This is a genomic window from Parafrankia irregularis, assembly GCF_001536285.1.
Classification (GTDB): Bacteria; Actinomycetota; Actinomycetes; order Frankiales; family Frankiaceae; genus Parafrankia; species Parafrankia irregularis.
In genome coordinates this window covers 156,756-178,942 of the sequence record NZ_FAOZ01000009.1, presented here as the reverse complement: position 1 = coordinate 178,942, position 22,187 = coordinate 156,756, and the positions used below count along the sequence as shown (strand labels likewise).

Below are 22,187 nucleotides of genomic sequence, written 5' to 3'. Positions count from 1 at the left end.
TGCGGCAGTCGTCCCACCCGCGACCCACGGAGCGCCTGTCTTTCCGCCTAAAGTCCGGGTGCAACTCCGGCCGACCACGGTACTTCTAACCCTGCCGAACGCCGACCGCCCCCGTTACAATGACGGGTGGCCGCGCGGGCGACTAGAGTTGGTCCGGTTCCTTCATTTGAATCCGCCGGGCGAGGACCAGGAGCGCGCAGGTGAGCAACGCCGCCATGGGCAGTTCGCTGCCAGGGCCCGTCGTCGTACTCGAACATGGCGGGACCCGGTGGCGGGCCGGCCGCGGCGCGGAAATCACGGTCGGGCGCAGCAGCGCCTGCACCATCAAGCTGCCGGATGACATCTATCTGTCACGGCACATGGCCTCGCTGCGGGTTCTCGACGACTGCGTCCTGGTGTACAACAAGTCCCAGTCCAAGCCGTTCTCGCTGCGCCCGCCCGTCGGAGCGGACAGGGTCATCGAACCCGGCGCGGCGGTCACATCCCTGCCGTTCTCCGAGTTCGACATCGTCCTGGCCCGCCAGGGTGGGGCGACCGCCACCATCCATGTCGACGCCTCCGCCGTCACCTATGACCGCCGGTTCTTCGGCGCCAGCACGCTTTCCGAAAGCCGAGCGACGATCGGCGGGCCACTGCAGCTCACCCCGGCGCAGCGGGACATCATCGTCGAGCTGTGCCGGCCGCTGCTGACCCGCTGCGGAAGCGACGCCCGCCCGGCCACCTACCAGGAGATCGGCGTACGGCTGAACCTGAGCCCAAGGTATGTGCGCAACGTCATCACCGACATCCGGCAGGAGCTGAGCCGACGCGGCGTCCCCGAGCTGACGGACTGGGAGTCTCTGGCCCACTGGATGATCCTCAACCGGGTGGTCACCGAGGACGACCTCGGCCCGCCCGCCCAGCAGTAGCCAGGAGCGCCGGCCGCACGCCGGGCGCACGCCGGGCGATCCCGTCCATGCGGCCGCCCGCAGGGCACGGACAGGTCCACGGACCACCCCCGGACCCGGTGCGGCCATGGGGTGTAGCGCTCCACTACCCGGCCGCAGGCTCGTCATCTAGGTTCTCCGAAGTCGGCGGTCGACGCCGACCTGCCGAAAAGAACACCCTGGTGGTGCCCTCGGAGGTCACAGCGGTATGGCCCTGTTAAGCGTCGGGCAGGTGATACGCGATACCTACACCGTCGAACGGCTGCTGGGCCGCGGCGCCTTCGCCGAGGTCTACCGGGTCGAGCACCGCTATCTGGGCCGGCAGGCGATGAAGGTGTTCCGGCAGGAGGGAATGTCCGCGGAGCAGGTGCGGGACGCACTCGGTGAGGCAATGCTGCTCTCCAGGATGGGTCACCCGAACATCGTTCGCGTCTTTGAGGCGAACACCGTCGAGGCGGACAGCGGCGGCCATGCGTACTTCACCATGGAATATGTCAACGGCGGCACACTGACCGGTTTCCGGCAGTCGTTCGGTGACGCGTTCGTGCCCATTCCCGTCGCGGTCGACGTCATGCGCCAGGTCGCCCGTGGGCTGGCGGTCGCCCATCGGGAATCACCACCGATCGTCCACCGCGACATCACCCCGCAGAACATTCTGGTCGGCTACGACCGGGACGGGCCCCGGGCCCGGATCAGCGATTTCGGGCTCGCCCGGAAGGTCAGCGCGCTGACGCTGCTGGCCAGCTCGCAGGGAACCATCGCGTTCATGGCGCCGGAAACACTGCTGCACCCCCATCTGGCGTCGATGCCGGGCGATGTCTGGGCCCTCGGCGCGGTGTTCTACCTCCTGCTGACCGACGAGTTCCCCTACCCGCGGCGCGCCGCCGGCGATCCGATCACGGCCGCCTGGGACACCACGGCGCTCGTGCCGCCGAACCAGGTGCGGTACGCGGTCGACGACCTGCTCAACGCGATCATCGTCCGGGCGCTGTCCTTCGACACCGCGACGCGCTACCCGTCCGCGGCCGAGATGCTCGCCGACCTCGAGGCCTGGCCAGCACGCCAGAACCCGCCCCGCCAGGACGGGCCACCTCGGCATGTGCCGCCCAAGGACCCGCCTCCCGCGGACACCGGACCCACGGACAGCGGACCCACAGGCACCGGGCGCGACAGCCGACACGCGGACACACCACGCGCAGACCGGCCGCGGCAACGCGGGCGGGAACCGGGGCCGGCCGGGGAGATCGCCGCCGGCAAGAACACAGGGGGCTGACGCCATGACCACGCACGGCACCGACCTCGCCCCGCTGCGGCGGGTGTCCGCCCAGCTCTACCGCCAGAACGCGTTCCGCCTCACCGGCGTCCCGCTGTCGGCCACGGCCCGCGACATCAGACGGCAGTCGGACATGCTCGCCATCCTGGAGAAGACCGGGGCACCCCTGCCGGTACCGGACATTCTGCCGCTGCGGCCCGAGCCGTCCAGTGCGGACATCCGGGCCGCTCTCGACCGGCTCGCTGATCCGCGCCAGCGGCTTGTCGACGAGTTCTTCTGGTTCTGGCCGGTTGGCGGCGGCGGCAGCTCCGGCGACGGCGACGGCCGCAGCACCGGCACCGGCACCGGCACCGGCACCGGCACCGGCACCGGCACCGGCGAGGATCCGGCGCTGGCCGCCCTGGCCGCCGGTGACACCCATGCGGCGGCCAGGTTGTGGGCCGCCACGGCCGAGAACAGTGATCGGCAGGTACCCGCACCGGACGCCGCGAACGCGCTGCACAACGTCGCGGTGCTCGGTCACCTGCAGGCGCTGGACGCCGAGCTGACCCCGGGCTCGGAACCACCCGACTGGGTCCTGGTCTACCGCCGCTGGGGGGACGTCCTGCGCGACCACCAGGTATGGAGCGGTCTTGAGGAGCGTATCCGCCGCGCCGCGGACGCCCGGCTCGACCCTGACCTGGCCGACACCATCCGCACCGGGCTGCCCGCCGCGCTGCTGTCGATCGGTGCCGGGCTGGCGGCGGAGGCCATCGCCGCCGGCGAGCGTGACCGGGCCGAGCGGCAGCTGGCGGCCATGCGCGGCGCGCGGCTGGGAAGCGACGCCGAGGAGACCCTGGGCGCCGCCCTGCGCACGGCCGGCGCACCGTGGGCCGACGAGATCGACCGGCTGTGCGACAGCGCCGTGGGGGTGGCCAACGGCACCCGCAATGAGGGCCTGGCGCAGGCGGAGCGCATCCTCGCCGAGTCCACGGGCGCACTCGAGCGACTGGACCTGCTGCTGCCCGCTGACGAGTCGTCACGGGTACGCACCCGCGACCGGGTGGCCGTCGAGACCCTGACCTGCCTGCTCGCGTTCGACCAGGCCCGGGACCGGCCGGAGCCCCCGACGGAGAGCTCTGTCCGCGACCAGCAGCGGATGTCCGCGGCGACCGTCCGCGCCGAGGGGGTCGCGGCGTCGGAGACGGTCCGGGAACGGCTGGCCGAGAACCGCCGGATCCTGGAGGCGGCCACGCAGTCGTTCACGTGCTGGTTCTGCGAGAAGGAGCCGGGCGTCTCCGCGGCGATGGAGATCTGGATGCACGGCGACATCACCCGGACCTATCCGCGGGTGAGCTGGCGCAACACGAAGGTCACGGTGCCGCGCTGTTCGTCCTGCGAGAGCCGGACCACGCGTCGGCAGGGTGCGGCCGTGCTGCGCTGCGCCCTCTACCTCCTGGTCGCGATCAGCATTCCCACCATGCTTTTCCCCGGCTCCGGCGGCGGCTTCATCGCCCTCGCCGTGTTCGCCGCCTTCGCCGCGCTCCTCGTCGACGTGCTCGCCGCGGTCGCGCCCGCCGGGCGCCGGGAGAAAGCGCGGCTGGACTCCTTTCCCGTCCTGAAGGACCTGACTGCCCGCGGCTGGAACCGCGGCGAGAAACCTCTGGGGATTGGCAATGTCTGACAGCCGGTGGCCCGACGGTCTGCGCCAGTGGCGCCATCCGCGTGCCTTCCGCATCGCCCCGCCGTCGATTCCGGAGAAATGGGCCGACGCGCTGTGGGCTTCCCTGCAGGACGGACCCGCGTCCGCCGAGCAGCCGGCACCGGAGCCACCCGCCGTGGCGCAGTCGGAAGGTGCGGCTGCCGCGGGCACGCTGCGACCTTCGGCGGTGGCCGAGCTCGCCACCGGGCTGTGGCGGCTGCGCCGCCGTCTCGACGCGACCGCGGCCGCGGCCGGTGCCGGTGCCGGTGCCGGCCCGGCGGGGGGCCGGTCGGGTGACACCCGCCGGCTGCAACGGCAGCTCGACTCCCTGTGGAGCACCCTCGGCGCGGCGGGTGTCGAGGTCCAGGACCACGACCGCATCCCGTACGACTCCGGGCTCGACCTGCAGGTCCTGGAGTTCCAGCGGACCACCGGGCTGACCGGCGAGACCGTCCTGGAAACCCTGCGGCCCACCGTCTATCTGCACGGCCAGCGGGTGCAGACCGGTGAGGTCGTCGTCGGCACCCCTGTTGAGGAACCTTCCAGCGGACCGGAGGAACGATGACGCGCTCGACGATGGACTTCGGCATAGACCTGGGCACCACCAACAGCGCGATCGCGGTCCTGGACGGCACCGATGCCCGCATCGTCAAGAACGCCTTCGGTCACGACACGACACCGTCGGCGGTGTTCGCCGACCGCACCGGGCGCATTCATGTGGGTGCCCGGGCACGTGAGCGTGTCGAGTCCGACCCGGCGAACGCCGCCGCCGAGTTCAAGCTGCGGATGGGGCTGCGCGACCAGGCGAAGAGCTTCGCCAACAGCGGCCTCGCGCTGAGCCCGGAGGAGCTTTCCGCGCATGTGCTGCGCGCGCTGCGGGCGAACGTGACACAGCAGATGGGCGAGGAGATCCGGGCCGCGGTCATCACGGTGCCGGCCGCGTTCGAGCTGAACCAGACCGACGCCACCCGGCGTGCCGCGGAGGCGGCCGGCCTGGAGCTGTCACCGCTGTTGCAGGAACCGACCGCGGCCGCCCTCGCCTACAGCTTCCAGCGCGACGAGGACAACATCTACCGACTCGTCTTCGACCTGGGCGGCGGCACGTTCGACGCGTCCATCGTGCATATCCGCGACGGCGAGTTCGACATCGTCAACCACCGCGGCGACAACTTCCTCGGCGGAAAGCTCATCGACTGGGCCATCGTCGAGCAGCTGCTGATTCCGGCGCTGCTCCGGCAGCATTCACTGCCTGGCTTCGGCCGTGGTGAGCCGACCTGGGCCCAGGCGATCGCGAAGCTGAAGGCGGCGGCGGAGAACGCGAAGATCGAGCTCTCCTCGTCACCCACGGCGCTGATCGACATCAGCGAGCCGCCGCTGTGCACCGACGCGGACGGGAACCCGGTCGAGTTCGTCCACGAGCTGCACGCCGCGGACGTCGAGGCGCTGACCGAGCCGTTCGTCGCCCGTGCGGTCAACATCTGCCACGCCGCGCTGGCCGAGAGCCAGCTCGCGCCGGAGAAGATCGACCGGGTGCTGCTCGTCGGCGGCCCCACCCTCATGCCGTACCTGCGTCGGCGCCTCGCCGAGGGCCTCGGCATCGAGCTGGACGTCAGCCAGGACCCGATGACCGTGGTGGCCCGCGGGGCGGCCATCTTCGCCGGAACGCAGCGCCTGCCGGTCGGGCCGACCCGCCCCGACGTCTCCTTCACCGTCGACCTCGAGTACAAGCCGATCGGCTCCGACCCGACGCCGCTGGTGGGCGGGGTCGTCCGGGGGCCGTCCGGACGGAGCCTGGAGGGCTTCACCATCGAGCTCGTCAACGCCGACGCCCGCCCGCCGTGGCGCAGCGGGAAGATCACACTTCCGGCCACCGGCTCGTTCGTCACCACGCTGCGCGCCGAGCCCGAGCGCCGCAACGTCTACAGCATCGTGCTGGAGAGCCCGACCGGCGGCGGGGAGCGGATCCAGCCCTCGGAGCTGACCTACACCCTCGGTGTCGTCGCGCCGGCCGCCACCCTCACCCACTCGATCGGGGTGGGTCTGTCCGGCAACGAGGTCGCCTGGCTGCTGGAGAAGGGCACCCGGATCCCGGCCCGCGGCCACGAGATCCTGCGCAGCACCGTACGGCTGGTCCGCGGCCAGTCGGGTGGGCTGCTGCGGATCCCGATCCTGGAGGGAGAGCACGCCCGGGCCGACCGCAACCGGCAGGTGGGCTCCCTGGAGATCCTCGCCGCCGAGGTGGCGCGGGACATCCCGCCCAACAGCGAGATCGAGGTGGATATCGAGATCGACGGGTCCCGGCTCGTGACCACCAGGGCCTTCGTCCCGATCCTCGAGGAGGACTTCGAGACGGTCCACGACCTGACCACCGAGCGTGCCCCGGACCCGGCCGAGCTTCGCCGCGCGCTGGAGGCCGAGCGGCGCCGACTGGCCGACCTGCGCTCCGGCGCCCGGCGCACCGGCGACCCGGCAGCACAGGCCATCCTCGACGCACTGGACGACGAGCAGGTCGTCGACCAGATCGAGAACGACGTGGCGTCCACCGAGCACGGCGACACGGACGCGGCGAGCACCGCCGGCAAGCGCATGCTGGATCTTCGGGCGAAGCTCGACGACGTCGAGCACGCGCTGGAGTGGCCGTCCCTGGTGGAGCTGGCGAACCGGGTGCTGGCCGACGCCCCCGGCCTGATCGAGGAGTACGGCGACGCCAAGGACCGCAAGCGGCACGAGCGGATCGCCGCCGAGGTGCGCCGCGCGCTGGACGGCCGGGACGCCGCCCACCTTCGGATCCTCGTCGACGAGCTGACCGCCCACCTGGCCATCATGGTCGACCGCAAGACGGGCGCCGTGGTGATGGCCAGGTTCTCCCAGCTGGTCGAACGACGCGCCGAGCTGCGCGATCAGGCACTGGCCAACCGCCTGATCACCGAGGGGCAGCGCGCCGTCGACGCCAACGACACCGAACGGCTCCGGGCGGTGATCCGCCAGCTTCTCGAGCTGCTTCCGGACACCGACCGGGGATCCGAGAGCGAGGACTTCAGCAATGTCTACAAGAGCCGCTGACCTGCCCGCCGACGCCATCACCACGGACACCGTCACCACGGACACCATCGCCACCGGCACCGTGGCCGGCCGTGCCATGGCTGGCCGTGCCGTGGCCGCAGGTGGTGGCGTCGGGGGCAGGTCCGTCGCGGAACCGGCCGTTCTCCTCGGCGAGATCATGCGGGGGCAGGCCGCCGCGCTGGCGCGATCCGGCCGGTATGCCGACGCCGTACGGCTGCTCACGGAGCTGGCAGCCGGCCGTGACCACACCGCGGCGGAACACGACCTGCTCGCTCGGATCCACGCACAGCAGGGGCGCTTCGACGACGCCGAGCGCCACTGGCGGGCCGCGCTCGCCCTGGACGGCACGGCCGACGGCGCGGTCGCGGGGCTGGAGCGCCTGCGCGGCCGCCGCGCCGGCAACCGGCTGCGCGGCGGTGTCGCCGCCGGGCTGTTGGTCGTGCTCGCCTTCGGCGGCGGCTGGTGGATCGGCGACGAACAGAACGACTCCGTGGAGTCCGCCGGCTCCCCGGCGGCGGTCGTACCCGCCCCGGTGCCCATAGCGGTCACCACCACGACGGGCGCCGTGCCGATGGGCCCGGCGGGAGAGCTGGCCGCGAGCCTCACCGGCCCGGAGGCCGACGTCATCAGGGCAGGCAGCCAGGTGGTGGTCGTCTTCCACGACCCGCTTTTCACCGCTGGCGACAGCCTCGGGCCGCAGGGCCGCACGGCACTCACCGGGTTGGGGGCGCGGCTCGCGGCCATACCCGGCGTCGGCGTCGAGATCGTCGGGCAGAGCGACGGTCTGCCGGTGCGCGCCGGCGGCCCGTTCGCCGACAACGCCGCGCTGCGGCGGGCTCGCGCCACCTCCGCCGCGCTGGCCCTGCGCGACTCCGGCGTCCCGGCCGCCGCCCTCACGATCTCCGCGGCGGACACGGCCGTCGCGCCGTACTCCGACGGCACCACCGGCGACCCCCGCAACCGGACGGTGACCCTGCGCATCACCCCGCCCGCCTGAGGCGACGGCGACGCCGACGGCGCCCCCGCCGTCCGAGACCACGAGGCACCGAAGAGCAACAGACGCCGAACAGCAGCAGACACCGAAGAGCAGCAGACACCGAAGAGCAGAGCAACACAGAAAGGACGCCCACCCATGCCTCAGGCCAAGCCGACGCCGGCCCCGGCGCCGGCCCCGGTGGAAAGGTCCCACGACCCGGTCGCCGTGGCGCTGGCCAACGCGGCGCTGCTCGGCGGTGGTTACCTGATGCTGGGCCGCCGGAACCTCGCCGTCGTCACCACGCTGGTCACGGCCGAGCTGGTCATCATCTTCGCCTCGTCAGCGCAGGTGCTCTGGTTCGCGTTCGTCCTGCTCGGCTGGTGGCTGGCGCTCGTCGCGCACGGCTGGTACCTGGCGGGCGGATGGCCGCGTGGGCGCCGGCGCGAGGCGGGACCCGACGGGTCCGAACCGGAGCCCGGACCTGGCGGGCCGCGGCCACGCCGGTCGTGGCGACTGCGGTCGGTCGCCCTCGGAGCCGCGCTGCCGGTACTGCTGACGGCGGTCCTCCTGCGGCTCGACGTCGAGCGGATCGACAACGCGGTCGCCGAGGGCCGTCAGGCCAGCGACTGCGGTCGGGTGGAGGCCGCGGTCGACCGGGTGTCACCGGCGCACCGGATGGTCGCCATCTCACCCGGCTCCGACGGCGAGGACATGATCACGGCGTGTGCGGCGGTACGCCTCAGCTCCGCGAAGCTCACCACCGGGCGCACCCCCGGGTCGAGCTCGGTCGAGATGCTGGAGGCCGGCTTCGAGGAACTGGTCGGCATCCGCGCGCAGTCACCGGACTACCAGGGCATGGTCCAGACGGCTGTGGACCGGTTCTTCGACGGCCTGCCGACCAGGGACCCCTGCGTCACCGTGCGCGTCCTGGACTGGCTGGCCACCGCCCTGCCCGACCGGCAGTCGGCGGGCAGGGCGGCCGAGGTCGTTCGCCGGCTGGCCCCCGCGGCACTGCTCGAATGCGGCGACGACGAGGTGGCCCAGGACCGGGCGGGCGCCCGAACGGCCTACCAGACGCTGGTCGACCGGTACCCGAACCACGAACTCGCCGGGCAGGCCCGGGAGAAGGTGGCGCAGATCGACAAGGCCATCGCGCTGGAGAACCTGCAGCGGAATCTGGACCAGGTCCGTGCCTCCCTGGTCCCGCGGAGCAGTGGCAGCCTGCCCGCGTACTGCTCCTCGCCGGCGCCCTACCTGACCGCCCGCACCGGCGGGCCCGGCCGCGCCATGATCTTCGGTGCCTCCGACTACATCGACAAGCTCCCCGGGGAATGGCGGACCACCGACGTGAATGACGCGACCCGGGTCATCTGCGCCGGGGACACCGAGTACGGTGCCGCGGTCCAGACCTGCCCGTATGAGAACGTCGGGAACGTGACGTTCCACCGGGAGGCGGTGCCGGTGCGCGTCTACGACCTGCGGACCGGACAGCTCATCAGCGACACCCGCGTGGAGATCAGCGGATCGAGCTGCCCGTACTTCATCTACGGCTACGGGACGAAGAAGTTCGTCACCCCGTCCGACGGCGATGTCCAGGCCGCGTTCAGACCACTGATCAGCCCCTGAGGCAGGCCGGGGCGTCAGCTCCAGTCCTCCGTCCGCCCCGCCATCGCCCTGCTTCCAGGGACGGTGGCGGGGCGTCCTGCACACAGACCTTCGATTAGAACTTTTTTCTAGAAAAATATTCTAGATCTTGCTAGCGTCCCACCATGCGCGACAACGAAGCGGCGGCGTTCACGGCCACCGCGGTGGTGACCGGCGGCAACCGCGGGATCGGCCTCGCGGTGGCGAGCCAGCTCCTGCACGCGGGCGTGCGGGTGGTTCTCGTCGCCCGCGATCCCGCGCGCGGCGAACAGGCCCGGGCTCGGCTCGACGCCGACTGGCGGGCCCGGAACGCCCGCGGCTCCGGGGGCTCTGGGGGCGCCGCTGCCGGGCGCGACGCGGAGCTGCCCCGGGTCGGCCTGGTCGTCGGCGATCTGTCGAACGTCGCCGGCGTACGCGCCACCGCCGCCGCCGTGCTGGACGCCTGCCCCACCCTGGAGATCCTGATCCACAACGCGGGGATCTGGCCTGCCTCCCGCATCCTCAACGCCGACGGGCTGGAACAGGCGTTCGCCACGAACCATCTCGCGCCGTTCCTGCTCAACCACCTGCTCCAGGAGCGCCTCGCCGCCAGCCGCGCGCGGGTGGTTCAGGTCAGCGCCGGTCTCTACGTCAAGGCACGGATCGACCTCGACCGGACCCCGCAGGGCGCGGACTTCCACCCGATCCGCACCTATGCCACCACCAAGGCCTGCAACCTGGCGCTCGTCGCGCCGTTCGCCCGCCGCTGGCAGAACGCGGGCACCGGAATCCGGATCAACGCCGTGCACCCGGGCGTCATCCGCACCGGGCTCGGCGACCGGCGCGGCCCGCTCGGCCTTCTCCTGAAAGCTGCCAAGCGGTTCTGGACGCCGGTGGAGCAGGCGGCACCCCCCGTCACCCGGCTGGCCCTCGACGCGGAGGCCGGCGCTGACGCCGCGCCCGTCGTCAGCGGCGGGCCGGGCCTCGGCGCCGTCACCGGGCGCTATTTCGAGATCGACCAGGAGACGCCGCTGGCGCCGCCGCTCGACGACGTCGAGCTCGCCCGGAGGCTGTGGGTGCAGGCCGCGGAGCTGACCGGGGTCCGCGACGACCCGTCGGCCTACCCGGCGGCCATGTGAGATCCTCGGGCCCGCCATGGCACCCAGACAACCGCGCGGCGAGGAAACCGTCGAACGCCTGCTCACCGCGGCACTCGACGTGTTCGCGAGCCGAGGCACGGGTGGATTCACCGTCACCGCGGTCACCGCGGCGAGCGGGGTCAGCCTCGGCAGCCTCTACCACCACTTCGGCACCTTCGACGGCCTGGCGGCCGTGCTCTACGAACGGTGCCTGATGCGGCTGCTCGACCGCCTCGTGCCCGCCGTCGAGCAGGCCGATGGCGCGGCAGCCGGCATCCGTGCCGCCGTCGTCGGCTACCTCGGTTTCGTACGCGATGAGCCGGCGGCGGCCCGGGTCATCCACCTCTCCGGCTTCGCGCCGAGGACGCCGGAGCAGGCCGCGGCCCTCGCCCGCGCCAAGGCCGTCCGACTGGACCGCCTGATGGCCTGGCTGGGCCCACACACCAGCGCCGGGCGGATCGTCGACCTGCCGGCGCCGCTGGTCGAGATGCTGCTCATCGGCCCGCCCGCCGAGCTCGCCCGCCGCTGGCTCGCCGCGGGGGCCCAGACCGGCGCGGACCCGGGCGGCGACCTCGCAGCCGCCATCGAACTCCTGCCCGAGCGGGTCTGGCAGTCGCTGCGCGGCCCCCAGGGGTGAACTACGCCACCGCGGCGCGAACCCGCGGAACCTCCGACCGCGGCTGCCCGCTACCGAGTGTCCTGCGCGCTCCTCGGCCGGCGCGGCCAGAGCAGCGCGGCGACCCGCGTGAACCGCGAGCGAGTCCGCGACTCAAGATCTGCCGGACCACCCGGTGCCGGACCACCCGGTGCCGACCTGACCTTCATTCTCACTCTGTTGTGGGATCCGACGACCACAGTCGAGTCCGTGACGGTCGTGTAGTACGTGGTGGAGCCGGCCCGAGTCGCACTGTCCGGGTGCGAAGGCCGGGCCTGCCCCGCGGAGATTCGTGGGGACGCAGGGGCGGCCGCGGCCGGCGGGGCGAAGGCCGGGTTCCCGGGGAACACGTCCGCCGCCGCGGCGAGCACCCGATGGCGCCCTTCCGCGATGATCCCGGCGCCCAGCAGAACACTGACCTCCCGCCAGTACCGCAGCGGGGTCGCATTCCCCCAGCTGGGCTGACGCGCCGCGGCCAGGCCTGCCGCGACCAGGACATGGCGGGCCGAAAGAGGATCACCGAAGGTCTCCGCCAGTGCCTCGATCTCATCGTCCGTGAGGTGCTCGTCCATCCGGCCAACCTCCGGGTTGTTTGACTCCCCGCCGCACCTCGGCGTTCCGCCCTATTCTCACCGCCATTCCGCGATAGGGAGCTGGTTGTCCTGGAATAGTGAGGTCAGGGTGGCGACGGGAGTGACCGTGGTGACTGGCCGAGACGAAGAGCTGATCCAGGTCGCGCACCGCGGCGCCGCCGAGGACCTGCACGTCCGTGCGATCGCGGAGCATGACGCGGTCGACGTCACGGTGAACGTGCTGGCCGACGGCGTCATGGTTGGCGTGCGGAACGTCCAGAAGGCCCATCTCCACTACCGGATCGATCGCCCGGTCCTGTCCTTCGACCCGGCGCTGCGGGGTGCGGAGTTCACGCGCCGGTTCGAGGCCCTGCTGAGGCAGCCGACCAGCTGGGTACGTCGGGAACAGTTCCGGCGAGCGGTCGCCGCACCGCCGGCACGCCGGCCCGACCGCGTTGTCTTCGCCGAAGGCCGGGCAGGACTTCCCGGGCGGGCGCGCGTGCGTGCGTGCTCGGTGCGTGTCCGAGGGTCACGCGGGGTCGTGATCGGCAACGGGAATCGCCAGACGCTTCACCTCCGCTATCAGCTCACCCGTTCACAGATCGCGGTCGAGTCCGTCCTCCGGGCCGAGCCGCGCATCGCCTACCGGTTGGCCGACTTCGTCGCCACGCCGGAAAGCTCCGCCGCGGAGCGCCGGCTCGTCGACGCGATGAGCCGCACGCTCTCCCGCTCCCCCGAGCTGACCCGGATGATCACAGCCGGATTCGGGCGGACCGGAGGCGTCATGATCGGAACGGAGAACCGGCAGACGACCACTACCAGAACCCGCATCCGGGACGTCGAGGTCCGGGGCATGATCATCCGAGTGCGGCTAGAAGCGCTGGAGTCAGCAGCCAGGACGAGCCTGGCGAAGCTCGACTCCGAGGATCGTCGCGACCTCGGGGAGCTTCGTGGGCTCGACTCGCTCCGCCTTCCCGGAACCACCACCGTCCGCCGTCGAGAGGATCTCGAAACGGCCCGCGCCGAGCGGGCCCGACAGTGCCTGACTCTGCAGACCAGGCGGCTGGAGCGGGCCAGCCGGCCCGACTCACCACACGCTGACCGGATTCCGTCGATCAAGGCCGAGATCAAGGCACTGCGCGGGCGAATCGCCAAGATCGCCGAGGAGCAGGACGCGCGCCACCGTGGCGCGGTCACTGCCGTGGACCGGGCGGAGCTGGCCGACCGCAGGCCCACGAAGGTGGGCGGCCGGATCGGGCCGAGATCGCGAACCGCGAGGATTCCGCGCGGGCCGGGCACCGAGGCACCGCACGCGCGACCGCTGCCCGAGTTGGAGGACGCGCCGTCGTACTGGCCGGCTCCTCCGCTTCAGCACGCCAGACCTGGCAGCCCACCGCTCCTCGGGCCCGCCGCCCCCGGCCGCTGAGATGTCAGACCGAACCGGCCCGTCTGCGTCAGGAGTGATCCTCCGCCGTGAACACCGCGCTGTTCGTCGTCTACCTGCTCGTTCTGATCGCGATCATCCTCGGCGCCGGCTGGGCACTGCAGGTCGTCCGCGACCTCCACGCGCGACTGCGGGACGACCAGCGCAAGCTCGCCGAGGTTCACACCGAGCTGGCGACCCTACGCTCACGGCTGGCCACCATCGACCGCCAGGCCGGCCAACCGGACGCGACGGCGAGCCGGTTGACCACGATCGACGGGCGTCTCGACCGGCTCGCGGCCTGGTTCACCGAGCTCGGCAAGCGGGTCGACGCGTCCGGCGCACGGTTCGACCAGCTCCGGTCCGAACAGGTGGATCTCGCCGAGCAGCAGGTGACCGCCAGTACCCGCGTCCTCGGGCTGTCCGAGGTTCTCGGCGACACGCAGCGCCGAGTCGGCGATCTGGCCGACCGGCTGACAGCGATCGAGCGCGAGGCGCTGCCTCGCCTCACCGCGGACATCTCCCAGCTCAACCGGACGTCCTGGGAGATCGGTGCCGCCCAGACCTTCGGGGTGCCTCCGGCGCCGCCGTGGCTGCCCGGCCACCTGGTTCCGCCGTCCGACTCCGACGGTGAGGAGGTCCTCGGCCTGTACCGCGAGGCTGCGGCCGCTCTTGGCCTCGAGGTCGTACACGTCTCCGAGCCGCGGTTCGACAGCACCCGGCGGACCATCGCCCTGCGCGGCGGGATGCCGCTCCGCGGGGAGGCGATCAGCGGGCTCTCCGCGCGCGTGGAGGAGCGCGTCGCCCTGCTGGGCGCCGAGGAAGGCCCGTCTCCCGATGACGCCCTGGCCAGGCTCCTGCTCGTCACCGCCGCCGCGCCTTCGGCGTCGTTCCTGCTCGGCCCCCTGCTGTGCGTGACGGACGCGAGCGGCACCAGCGTTCACCTGCTCGACGCCGACCAACTGCGCGGGTGGGTCAGCGCTGCGGGATCAGGCCAGGTCGCGAGCGGTCCGACCGTCAGCGCGGGCAGAGTCATCGAGCTGGGGCCGTGGATGCGGGCGCGGCGGGACGCCGAGCGGGCCGCCGCCGATCGAGCGCGGGTCCGTGAGGAGCTGAAGGAGCAGATTCGCGCGACGATCAGCGGCGAGCTGCGAGCGGAGGTCGAAGCGGAGGAGATCGAGCGCATCAAGGCCCGACTGCGCGCCGAACTGGCGCCGATTGTGCGACGCGACCTCGAGCGGGATCTGCGTCGGCGGCGACCGCCGCGCGATCTTCCGTCTCCAGCCGGCGAAGGTGGCCCCTAGAAACCGCCGATTCCCCCGATGCCCCCGATGCCGTCGAGATCGTCACGCAGGGACCGATCGCGCAGCGACGGCGGCACGATGCCCCGCCGTCCCGGAACGGATCTGATGTCGTCGACCACCTGGTCCGTCCGCTCCGTCATGTCGCTCAGCCCAGCCAACCGCCTACTCGGCCCGAACGAGGGCTCGGCGGTACTCAGCCACGGCACCGCCAGCTCTGGGCCGTCCACCCCGAGCGCCGCCACCGTGCGGTCGATCGCTGGCGGCGTTGCCGGGCCGGGGATCGCAACGTGCGGATCAGCGATGCCGGCGTGTGGCGCAGCGGGCTGGAGGAGCCCGAGCGCCTCGGCGATGCGATGAAGGATGCCCTTCGATGGCTCGGACACGGAGGCGAGATCGCCCACCTCGGCCCGCCAGACCGCGATGCTCTCGGTGAGATCCGTGACCGCCTTCCGAGCGGCGTGGAGCTGTCGCGACACCTCCGCCCTGTCACCACGGGTGAGAGCAGCGTCGTCGTCGAGCCGCGCCAGCCTGCGCTCCTGGATCTCCACATACCGCTCCCGGTTGGCGACCGCCTCCAGGCCCACAGCGGCGAGATCCGCCGGCGTACCGGCGGCCGGTCCGCCGAGCAGGGCGTTCAGCCGGGTGTACTCGGAGTCCAGGCGTCGCACCTCGGCGGCGTCGACGGCCTGCTCGCGCAGCGTCGCGACGACACCGTCGACGTCCACTGAGCGCACCCGCACCTGCGAGGTGTTGACCTGTCTGTTGTGCCGGCCGATGACGACGCCCGCACAACGCCCCAGCTCGGCAGACGCCTGGACGCCCGGTGCGAACCAGAGCCTGTCCACCTGACCGTGCGGGTGAGCGCACGCGCGAACCGCATCTGCCGCAACGCGCTGGCCGGGTTCTCGGTCAGCGCGTGGAACGCCCGCGTCGACTCCGGGCCGACGACGGCCGACCCGCAGGTGACCCGAGGCCTCTCCAGACGCAGGAAGGTGACGTTTCGTTGCAGGTTGTTGTCACCGGCCATCACCCCGTCGGCCTTCCAGACGTCGGCCGCCAGGACGCGTGCCCCTGACGGCCCGCCGACCCGAGTCGACACACCGCCGACCGCCCCGGCGCGATGGATCATCACCTCGGGCCGGCCGTGCGGGTCGTCGCCTTCGGAGCCGCGGTGCTGGGCGTCGTCGTCCGCCATGATCTCAGTATCGGAAAACGGGGGCCGTGCGTCTGTCGAACAACCCGCGCCGTGGACAGGACGGGCACCGGCGCTCGGTGGAGGCGAGCTCAGCTTGGGAAGGTGAGCTCCCGCGCGTTGTCGTACATGATTCGCTGTTGTTCGGCGGCGGTGAAGCCGGCGACGTTGGCGAGGAAGTCCTTCGGCGCCGGGAAACCCTCGCCGTGGGGCCAGTCGGAACCGAACAGGATCCGCTCCACCGGCAGGAACTTCGCCAGGTCGTGGACGTCCTCCTCGACGAACGGCGCCACCCAGCAGTGCTCGATGAACTGGTCTCGCGGGCTGGTCGCGAATCCGCCGCCGTGCGCCAGGTAGTCGAGCGCGAGCAGCAGTGACGGCACCCAGGCGCAGCCGTTCTCGATGAACGCGACCTTCAGCTTCGGGAATCGTTCGAAAAGCCGATGCGCCACCAGGACGTAGGCGAAGTCGTGGACCGTCCGGTGCTTGGTGAGCCCGGAGAAGGTCGACGACTGGCCGAGGCGCTGCGTGTCACCGGGCGCGATGCCGGCCATGTGCGCCTCACCCCATGCCTCGCCCATCAGCTCGTTGACCCGGTTGTAGGTCTCGTCCGAGCCGTCGTGCGTGGCGACGACGATGCCGGCCTCCGCGGCGAGATGCCAGAACCGGTCGAACATCGGGTCTGCTGGTGACCGGTTGCCGTCGCGGGTGACGGCGGCGCCGTGGCGGATGTTCACCACCCGGGCGCCGTGGTCAAGGCACCACCGCAGCTCCCGCACCGTCTCGTCGGGGTCGCACATGGTGATGTACGGAACGCCGAAGATACGATCTCGGTAGGCGAATCCCCACTGTTCCTCGACCCACCGGTTGAAGGCGCGGTAGCACTCGATCGCCGCCTCCGGGTCGGTGTGCAACAGCGGCTCGATCACCACCCCCTGCGATGGGAACATCCAGGTGGAATCGACACCCTGGGTATCCATCACGGCCAGCCTGGCATCGCGTTCGAACCAGTCCGGATGGTCCGCGGCGCTCTCGGTGAAACCGGCCAGGAAGACGTCCCGGCTGGTGCCACCCTGGAAATACTCCAGGAACGCCCCGGGCAGCGGCCGCGGGTGCACGTCGGCCGGGCCGGGCAGCCATTCGGTCCGCACCCCGTCGACCAGGTAGCGCAGCGCTCCGTCGACTTCCTTGACCTGGACCCCGCGATCGGCGAACCGTGGGTCACGGTGGCGCGTGAACGCGTCGGACGTCTCCCAGTAGTGGTTGTCCGCATCGAACAGCCGCGGAGTTCGCGCGCCTAACTCGTTCATCCTGTCGCCCTTCGTGCGCTCTGGTCTGTTCCGTCGTCAGGCGGTGCCGTGCCGCAGCAGGCGGCCGGGCGTGTCGTCGGTGCACACTCCGTCGACGAAGGTCGTCCGGCCGTTCACGATGATCCGGTCGTAGCCGACGGCCTTCTGCACCAGCCGCCATTCGCCGGCCGGGTAGTCGAACAGCCGCTCCTGCGGCAGCGCGTCGACGGTGTCGGGGTCGTAGACGATGATGTCGGCCGGGCGGCCCTCGGCGATCGACCCGCGGTCACGCAGCCCGACGGCCATCGCGGGGTAGGCGGACAGCCGCCAGTGCGCCTCCTCCAGCGACATGATCTCGTGCTCGCGGACCCAGTGGCCGAGCAGCTCGGTACCGAACCGGGCGGTGGTGACGAACTTGGTGTGCGCGCCGCCGTCGCTGATGCCGGGCAGTGCCACCGCGCAGGACGCCACCTCGCGGACGGCCTGGGTGTCCATGTCGATCATGGTCGTGCCGAAGCCCACGTTGAGGTCACCGGCGACGGCGATGTCGAGCATGGCGTCGGCCAGGTGCTTGCCCTCCCGGGCCGCGATCTCGCCGATGGTGAAGCCCTCGTAGCGCTCCTTGAGCGCCAGCGCGTCCCGGGCGTCGCTGGTGATCCAGTTCACCGTGATCTCCGCCAGCGGGTAGCCGGCGGCCCCGAAGCCACCGCCCAGCTCGTCGACCGCCGCGCGCAGTGCCGGCCGCCGCCCCGGGTCGGCGAACTTGGCGATCTTCTCTTCGAGGGTGCCGAGCCCGGCCTCCTTCCAGGCCGGGAAGATGTCCATGAGGTTGTAGTTCTCCAGGACGATCTCGGACTGGAAGCGCACGATCTGCGCCGAGGCGAAGACCCGCAGGCCTTCGGACTCGTTCAGCTCGTTGAGCCGGGCGATGGTGGCCAGGTGGGGGAACTGCGACTCGCCGTGCTGGTTCACCGAGCCGGTGGGCGCCAGCGCGTTCCAGATGATCGGGCGGCCGCTCTCGCGGGCGATGAGCGCCGCGGTCTCCAGCTGGCCGGTGATCTGGGTGGTGCCCCGGCCGATCCGGCGCAGCGCCCGGGAGAAGGCGACGACCTCACGCTCGGTCATCATGTCGGTGACCATGGGCGTGCCGTCGTAGTCGAGCTGGACGTTGAACAGGTCACCGGCGATCTGCGAGCTCCAGCCGCAGCCGCCGGCCTCCATCCCCTCGAGCAGGAGCTGGCACATCCGGTCCAGCTCGTCGTCGGACGCCCGCAGCTCCTTGGCCTTGTCGACACCGACGACGTATGTGTAAAGCGGCGCCAGGGGCACCAGCGACATCACGTTCACGCCCTTGGGCGTCCGGTCGATGCTGTCGAGGAACTCGGGGTAGGTGACCCAGTCCCACGGCATCCCGGCGCGCATGGTCCTGACCGGCACCGCCTCGTTGCGGGAGAGGCTGAGCATGGTGCGGTCCTGGTCCTCGGGCCGGCAGGGCGCGAAACCGAAGCCGCAGTTGCCGATCAGCACGGTGGTGACGCCGTGCCAGCCCGACATCGTCGCCCACGGGTCCCAGAACAGCTGGCTGTCGTAGTGGGTGTGGATGTCGACGATGCCCGGGGCGACGATCCTGCCGGTGGCGTCGACGACCTCGGCTCCGTCGGTGGCGCTGATGACCCCGATCTGGGCGATCCGGCCATCCTTGATCGCGACGTCGGCCCGGTAGCGAGGCGTGCGCAGCCCGTCGATGACGGTGCCGCCTTTGATCACGATGTCGTATAAGGCCATCTTCACGCCTCCACCAACCGCCCCGGGATCTCCCCGGGAACCGCCCGCCAGGTCCAGGCAAACTAACATCCTTGCTGAGCGTTCAACAAGTGTCGCGTGGAACGGCGACGTTCAGACAACGGACAAGTACGCTGCCGTTCATGAATTCGGCCACCCCTGGACGTCGGACGCAGGTCCAATCGCGTCGGAGCCAGGTCGAGCCACGTCGGACGCAGGTCGAACGGCGCAACGAGTCCGAGGAGGCCCTGCTCGACGCGGCCGCGGACCTCGTCGCCGAGCGCGGCGTGGAAGGCGCGTCGCTGGCCCGGATCGGCAGCCGCGCCGGTACCAGCCGGGGCCTACCGAACCACTACTTCGGCTCGAAGGACGAACTGGTCGCCCGGCTCGCGCAGCGGGCCCAGAACCACATCGACGACGCGATGGTGGCCGCGGCGACCCGGGACGGGCGCCGGGTCGCCGACACTCCCGGCATCGACCTGCTGCGCACGACGGTCGACACGTACGTCGAGCGGTTCGAGAACCCCACCAGCGCCGACCGCGCCCTGATCGTCATGTGGGGGGCGACCTTCCCGACCGAGGCCTCGGTGCGGGGCATGACCGACGCCGACCGGCGCAGCCGCGACGGCTGGGCCATGCTGATCGAGCAGGGCCAGCGCGACGGCTCGGTCCGGGCGGACCTCGACCCGGCCACCGGAGCGATCCTGCTGCAGGGCCTGGTGCGCGGCCTCGCGGCCAGCCTCCTCGTCGACGCGGACCTGATCGACACGAGCCAGGCCCGCGAGGCCTGCCAGGTCTGGATCACCTCGATCTTCGCGAGCCCGCGCCCATCGGATCCGAGCAGTACCTGACGCGGCGACACCCCACGTAGGCGGCCGGCACCGCGCATCGGCTCAGTACCGACTCGGCGTACCGCGCCGACGCCGAGCCGATGCCGAGCCGACCGTCCTGCCACCATGTCCGCGTGTTACCGTCCAACCCATCATTTTGAACCGCTCGGTTCACTTTAGAGCGAGAGCGATTTCATCGGAGGACTCGATGACGGGAGCTTCGACGGTGGGGCCGAACCCGGCGGAAGGCGGGCCGCCGCGGCTGGACTCCGGCCTGCTGATCCTGGTCGGGGTGATGGTGCTCGGTGGGATGATGTCCTACCTCGACGCGACGATCGTCAACGTCGGGATCAGCACCCTGGCCGGGGAGTTCGACGCCTCGCTGGGCACGATCGAATGGGTCACCACCGGCTATCTGCTCGCGGTGGCGCTCGCCATCCCGCTCACCGGCTGGGCGATGGCGCGGTTCGGCGCCCGGCGCCTGTGGCTGCTCGGCCTGTCGCTGTTCCTCGCCGGCTCCCTGCTGTGCGCGGTCGCCTGGAACGCACCGAGCCTGATCGCGTTCCGCATCCTGCAGGGCCTCGGCGGCGGAACCATCGACCCGGTCATGATGACGGTGGTGGCCGGCGCGGCCGGCCCGGCCCGCATCGGGCGGGTGATGGGCCTGATCTCCATCCCGATCACGCTCGGGCCGGTGCTGGGGCCGATCGTCGGCGGCCTGCTGCTGGAGAACCTGTCCTGGCAGTGGATGTTCCTGCTGAACGTCCCGTTCGCGGTGGCCGCGATCGTGCTCGCCGTCCTGGTGCTGCCCGCCGATCCGCCGCGCGGTGACGCGGCCGCGCCCCTCGACACGCTCGGGGTGCTCCTGCTGTGCCCCGGTTTCGCCGCGATCGTGTTCGCGCTGTCCCGCGCGGGCAGCGACGGTTTTCGCGGCGCCCCCGTGCTGGTCGGCCTGCTGCTCGGTGCCACGCTGTTCGCCGGCTACGTCGCCCACGCCCTGGGCACGGCCGCCACTCCGCTGCTCGACCTGCGGCTGTTCGTGAGCAGGGGCTTCACCGCCAGCGTCACCATCATGCTTCTCGTCGGCGGCGGCCTGTTCGCGCTGCTGTTCCTGCTCCCGCTGTACTACCAGCAGGTGCATGGGCACACGGTGCTGGCCTCCGGCCTGCTGGTCGCCCCGCTCGGTGTCGGCGCCATGATCGGGATGCCGCTCGCCGGCAGCCTCGCCGACCGCATCGGGGCCCGGCTGCTCGTTCCCACCGGCGCGCTGCTGGTGGCCCTGGGCGCGTTGGCGTTCACCCGCTCCGACGCGGGCACTTCGCAGGCGCTGCTGACACCGGCGCAGTTCGCCGTCGGCCTCGGCCTCGGACTGGTCGGCGCGCCCACCATGGGCTCGGTGTACCGCACCGTCCCGGTGGACGCGGTCGCCGGCGCGACCGGCGCGGTGTTCATCCTCAACCAGATCGGTGCCTCCCTGGGGGTGGCGGTGGTCGCGCTGATCCTGCAGGGCGGAGGAGCGCACGCCACGCCGACGGTCGGCTCCTTCGGCAACGCGTTCTGGTGGCCCGTCGCCGCCGGTCTCGTCGTGTTCGCCGCCGGCTTCCTGCTGCCCGGCCGCCCCGCGACTGCGGGGACCGCCGCGGCCACCGCCGTAGCCGCGGACACGACCGCGACCCCCACCGACCCCGAGCCGGTGTCCCCCACGACCTGAACGCGGCGGCGGATCGCGTGCGAGCAGCTCTACGCGGCACCCGTCGACTCGGTCGGCTCCGCGCCGAAAGCCCGCAGGAACGTGACGGTCGCACTGTGGGCCGCGGCCTGCCGCTGGACGTCGTCGAACGGCAGGGTGCCCAGCGCGCTGCGACCGGCGACGGGGCCGGTGAGCAGCGCGACGAACTGTTCACCCGCCTCGACCGGGTCCGTGAGCCGCAGCCGGCCGGCGAGCGCGAGCCGAGCCAGCCGATCCGCCACAGCCTGGGCCACCTGCCCCGGCCCGCTCGCACCGACCAGGTCGAACAGGTCCGGGAAACGGACGATCTCGGCGTGCAACAGGCGGCGCAGTGCCCAGGAGTCCGCCGAGCAGTAGCAGTCCAGCAGCGCGCGGCCGACCTCGACGAAGGCCAGATGCAGGTCGGGGACGTCGGCGGTGAGCCGGCTGACGGCAGCGAGGGTCCTGGCGGTCGTCCTGTCCGCCGCCGCCGCCATCGCGTGCCGGAAGAGGTTCTCCTTGCCCGCCAGATGGTTGTAGATCGTCGGCTTGGCCACGCCCGCCTCGGCGGCGATCAGATCGATGCTGGCCTGGGCGTAGCCCTCACGTGCGAAGACGACGAAGGCTGCGTCGAGGATCGCCTGACGCTTGTCGATCCTCCCCCGGAAGCTGGCATCTCCAGCCGCGTCCGCGACCTTCGCCCTGCCCACCCGGCCACCTTACCCGGATGAGCCCGGCGAACGATCCCACG

18 protein-coding genes are annotated in these 22,187 nt (G+C 71.7%); 13 read left to right on the top strand and 5 right to left on the bottom strand.

Going from position 1 to position 22,187, the window contains the following annotated elements; all coding sequences use genetic code 11:
- The first annotated feature begins 200 nt into the window (after window positions 1-200).
- The 9 genes from AWX74_RS17060 (at window position 201) to AWX74_RS17020 (ending at window position 11,318) form a co-directional block, all read left to right on the top strand.
- A complete protein-coding gene (locus AWX74_RS17060) occupies window positions 201-908 on the top strand; it encodes a hypothetical protein (RefSeq protein WP_091277772.1) in 708 nt (235 codons plus the stop codon).
- Between the two features lie 226 nt (window positions 909-1,134).
- Window positions 1,135-2,199 (top strand): serine/threonine-protein kinase, encoded by a 1,065-nt coding sequence (locus AWX74_RS17055; protein WP_091277770.1) that lies wholly within the window; start codon window positions 1,135-1,137, stop codon window positions 2,197-2,199.
- Between the two features lie 4 nt (window positions 2,200-2,203).
- Complete coding sequence (locus tag AWX74_RS40770; protein WP_091277769.1) at window positions 2,204-3,862, top strand: hypothetical protein; 1,659 nt, start codon at window positions 2,204-2,206, stop codon at window positions 3,860-3,862.
- Window positions 3,855-4,445, top strand: coding sequence for a hypothetical protein (locus AWX74_RS17045; RefSeq protein ID WP_091277768.1), 591 nt, complete (start codon window positions 3,855-3,857; stop codon window positions 4,443-4,445). Before AWX74_RS40770 ends, AWX74_RS17045 begins: the two co-directional genes overlap by 8 nt.
- On the top strand, window positions 4,442-6,943 hold the full coding sequence (locus AWX74_RS17040; RefSeq protein ID WP_091277765.1) for an Hsp70 family protein: 2,502 nt from the start codon (window positions 4,442-4,444) through the stop codon (window positions 6,941-6,943). The genes AWX74_RS17045 and AWX74_RS17040 overlap by 4 nt, the downstream gene beginning before the upstream one ends.
- Window positions 6,924-7,940: a tetratricopeptide repeat protein gene (locus tag AWX74_RS17035; protein ID WP_091277763.1), complete on the top strand. Its 1,017-nt coding sequence runs from the start codon at window positions 6,924-6,926 to the stop codon at window positions 7,938-7,940. The genes AWX74_RS17040 and AWX74_RS17035 overlap by 20 nt, the downstream gene beginning before the upstream one ends.
- Window positions 7,941-8,075: 135 nt before the next feature.
- Entirely contained in the window at window positions 8,076-9,545 is a 1,470-nt protein-coding gene (locus AWX74_RS17030) for a 2TM domain-containing protein (RefSeq protein WP_091277761.1), read from the top strand.
- A gap of 143 nt (window positions 9,546-9,688) precedes the next feature.
- Window positions 9,689-10,681: an SDR family NAD(P)-dependent oxidoreductase gene (locus AWX74_RS17025; RefSeq protein ID WP_091277759.1), complete on the top strand. Its 993-nt coding sequence runs from the start codon at window positions 9,689-9,691 to the stop codon at window positions 10,679-10,681.
- A gap of 16 nt (window positions 10,682-10,697) precedes the next feature.
- Window positions 10,698-11,318, top strand: coding sequence for a TetR/AcrR family transcriptional regulator (locus AWX74_RS17020; RefSeq protein ID WP_091277757.1), 621 nt, complete (start codon window positions 10,698-10,700; stop codon window positions 11,316-11,318).
- 50 nt (window positions 11,319-11,368) lie between these two features.
- On the opposite strand, the gene AWX74_RS17015 is transcribed toward AWX74_RS17020, so the two are convergent.
- Window positions 11,369-11,908, bottom strand: coding sequence for an effector-associated domain EAD1-containing protein (locus tag AWX74_RS17015; protein WP_091277755.1), 540 nt, complete (start codon window positions 11,906-11,908; stop codon window positions 11,369-11,371).
- Between the two features lie 127 nt (window positions 11,909-12,035).
- On the opposite strand from AWX74_RS17015, the gene AWX74_RS17010 reads away from it, so the two are divergent.
- Together AWX74_RS17010 and AWX74_RS17005 are read left to right on the top strand one after the other, a co-directional pair.
- The gene (locus AWX74_RS17010; protein ID WP_131799485.1) at window positions 12,036-13,334 is read left to right on the top strand and encodes a hypothetical protein; all 1,299 of its coding nucleotides are present in this window, start codon (window positions 12,036-12,038) and stop codon (window positions 13,332-13,334) included.
- Between the two features lie 47 nt (window positions 13,335-13,381).
- Window positions 13,382-14,635: a hypothetical protein gene (locus tag AWX74_RS17005; RefSeq protein ID WP_091277752.1), complete on the top strand. Its 1,254-nt coding sequence runs from the start codon at window positions 13,382-13,384 to the stop codon at window positions 14,633-14,635.
- Here AWX74_RS17005 and AWX74_RS17000 read toward each other — a convergent pair.
- From AWX74_RS17000 to AWX74_RS16990, 3 genes are all read right to left on the bottom strand, one after another.
- Complete coding sequence (locus tag AWX74_RS17000) at window positions 14,632-15,480, bottom strand: hypothetical protein (RefSeq protein ID WP_091277750.1); 849 nt, start codon at window positions 15,478-15,480, stop codon at window positions 14,632-14,634. The two genes, AWX74_RS17005 and AWX74_RS17000, sit on opposite strands and share 4 nt — an antisense overlap.
- A gap of 439 nt (window positions 15,481-15,919) precedes the next feature.
- The gene (locus AWX74_RS16995) at window positions 15,920-17,137 is read right to left on the bottom strand and encodes an amidohydrolase family protein (protein ID WP_091277748.1); all 1,218 of its coding nucleotides are present in this window, start codon (window positions 17,135-17,137) and stop codon (window positions 15,920-15,922) included.
- Between the two features lie 36 nt (window positions 17,138-17,173).
- Complete coding sequence (locus AWX74_RS16990) at window positions 17,174-18,901, bottom strand: N-acyl-D-amino-acid deacylase family protein (protein ID WP_091277922.1); 1,728 nt, start codon at window positions 18,899-18,901, stop codon at window positions 17,174-17,176.
- 140 nt (window positions 18,902-19,041) lie between these two features.
- On the opposite strand from AWX74_RS16990, the gene AWX74_RS16985 reads away from it, so the two are divergent.
- Both AWX74_RS16985 and AWX74_RS16980 read left to right on the top strand, forming a co-directional pair.
- A complete protein-coding gene (locus tag AWX74_RS16985) occupies window positions 19,042-19,749 on the top strand; it encodes a TetR/AcrR family transcriptional regulator (protein WP_091277746.1) in 708 nt (235 codons plus the stop codon).
- Between the two features lie 187 nt (window positions 19,750-19,936).
- Window positions 19,937-21,439 (top strand): DHA2 family efflux MFS transporter permease subunit, encoded by a 1,503-nt coding sequence (locus AWX74_RS16980; protein WP_091277743.1) that lies wholly within the window; start codon window positions 19,937-19,939, stop codon window positions 21,437-21,439.
- A 29-nt stretch (window positions 21,440-21,468) separates the two neighbouring features.
- Here the strand turns inward: AWX74_RS16980 and AWX74_RS16975 are convergent, their stop codons facing one another.
- A complete protein-coding gene (locus AWX74_RS16975) occupies window positions 21,469-22,146 on the bottom strand; it encodes a TetR/AcrR family transcriptional regulator (protein WP_091277741.1) in 678 nt (225 codons plus the stop codon).
- Window positions 22,147-22,187: the final 41 nt, after the last annotated feature.

Bases quoted from the DNA above. Each gene is read 5' to 3' on its own strand.
- AWX74_RS17035 (WP_091277763.1), top strand. From the start codon at position 6,924: ATGTCTACAAGAGCCGCTGACCTGCCCGCCGACGCCATCACCACGGAC.
- AWX74_RS17015 (WP_091277755.1), bottom strand. From the start codon at position 11,908: ATGGACGAGCACCTCACGGACGATGAGATCGAGGCACTGGCGGAGACC.
- AWX74_RS16980 (WP_091277743.1), top strand. From the start codon at position 19,937: ATGACGGGAGCTTCGACGGTGGGGCCGAACCCGGCGGAAGGCGGGCCG.
- AWX74_RS40770 (WP_091277769.1), top strand. From the start codon at position 2,204: ATGACCACGCACGGCACCGACCTCGCCCCGCTGCGGCGGGTGTCCGCC.
- AWX74_RS17040 (WP_091277765.1), top strand. From the start codon at position 4,442: ATGACGCGCTCGACGATGGACTTCGGCATAGACCTGGGCACCACCAAC.
- AWX74_RS17045 (WP_091277768.1), top strand. From the start codon at position 3,855: ATGTCTGACAGCCGGTGGCCCGACGGTCTGCGCCAGTGGCGCCATCCG.
- AWX74_RS16985 (WP_091277746.1), top strand. From the start codon at position 19,042: ATGAATTCGGCCACCCCTGGACGTCGGACGCAGGTCCAATCGCGTCGG.
- AWX74_RS16990 (WP_091277922.1), bottom strand. From the start codon at position 18,901: ATGGCCTTATACGACATCGTGATCAAAGGCGGCACCGTCATCGACGGG.
- AWX74_RS17025 (WP_091277759.1), top strand. From the start codon at position 9,689: ATGCGCGACAACGAAGCGGCGGCGTTCACGGCCACCGCGGTGGTGACC.
- AWX74_RS16995 (WP_091277748.1), bottom strand. From the start codon at position 17,137: ATGAACGAGTTAGGCGCGCGAACTCCGCGGCTGTTCGATGCGGACAAC.
- AWX74_RS17020 (WP_091277757.1), top strand. From the start codon at position 10,698: ATGGCACCCAGACAACCGCGCGGCGAGGAAACCGTCGAACGCCTGCTC.
- AWX74_RS17055 (WP_091277770.1), top strand. From the start codon at position 1,135: ATGGCCCTGTTAAGCGTCGGGCAGGTGATACGCGATACCTACACCGTC.
- AWX74_RS17030 (WP_091277761.1), top strand. From the start codon at position 8,076: ATGCCTCAGGCCAAGCCGACGCCGGCCCCGGCGCCGGCCCCGGTGGAA.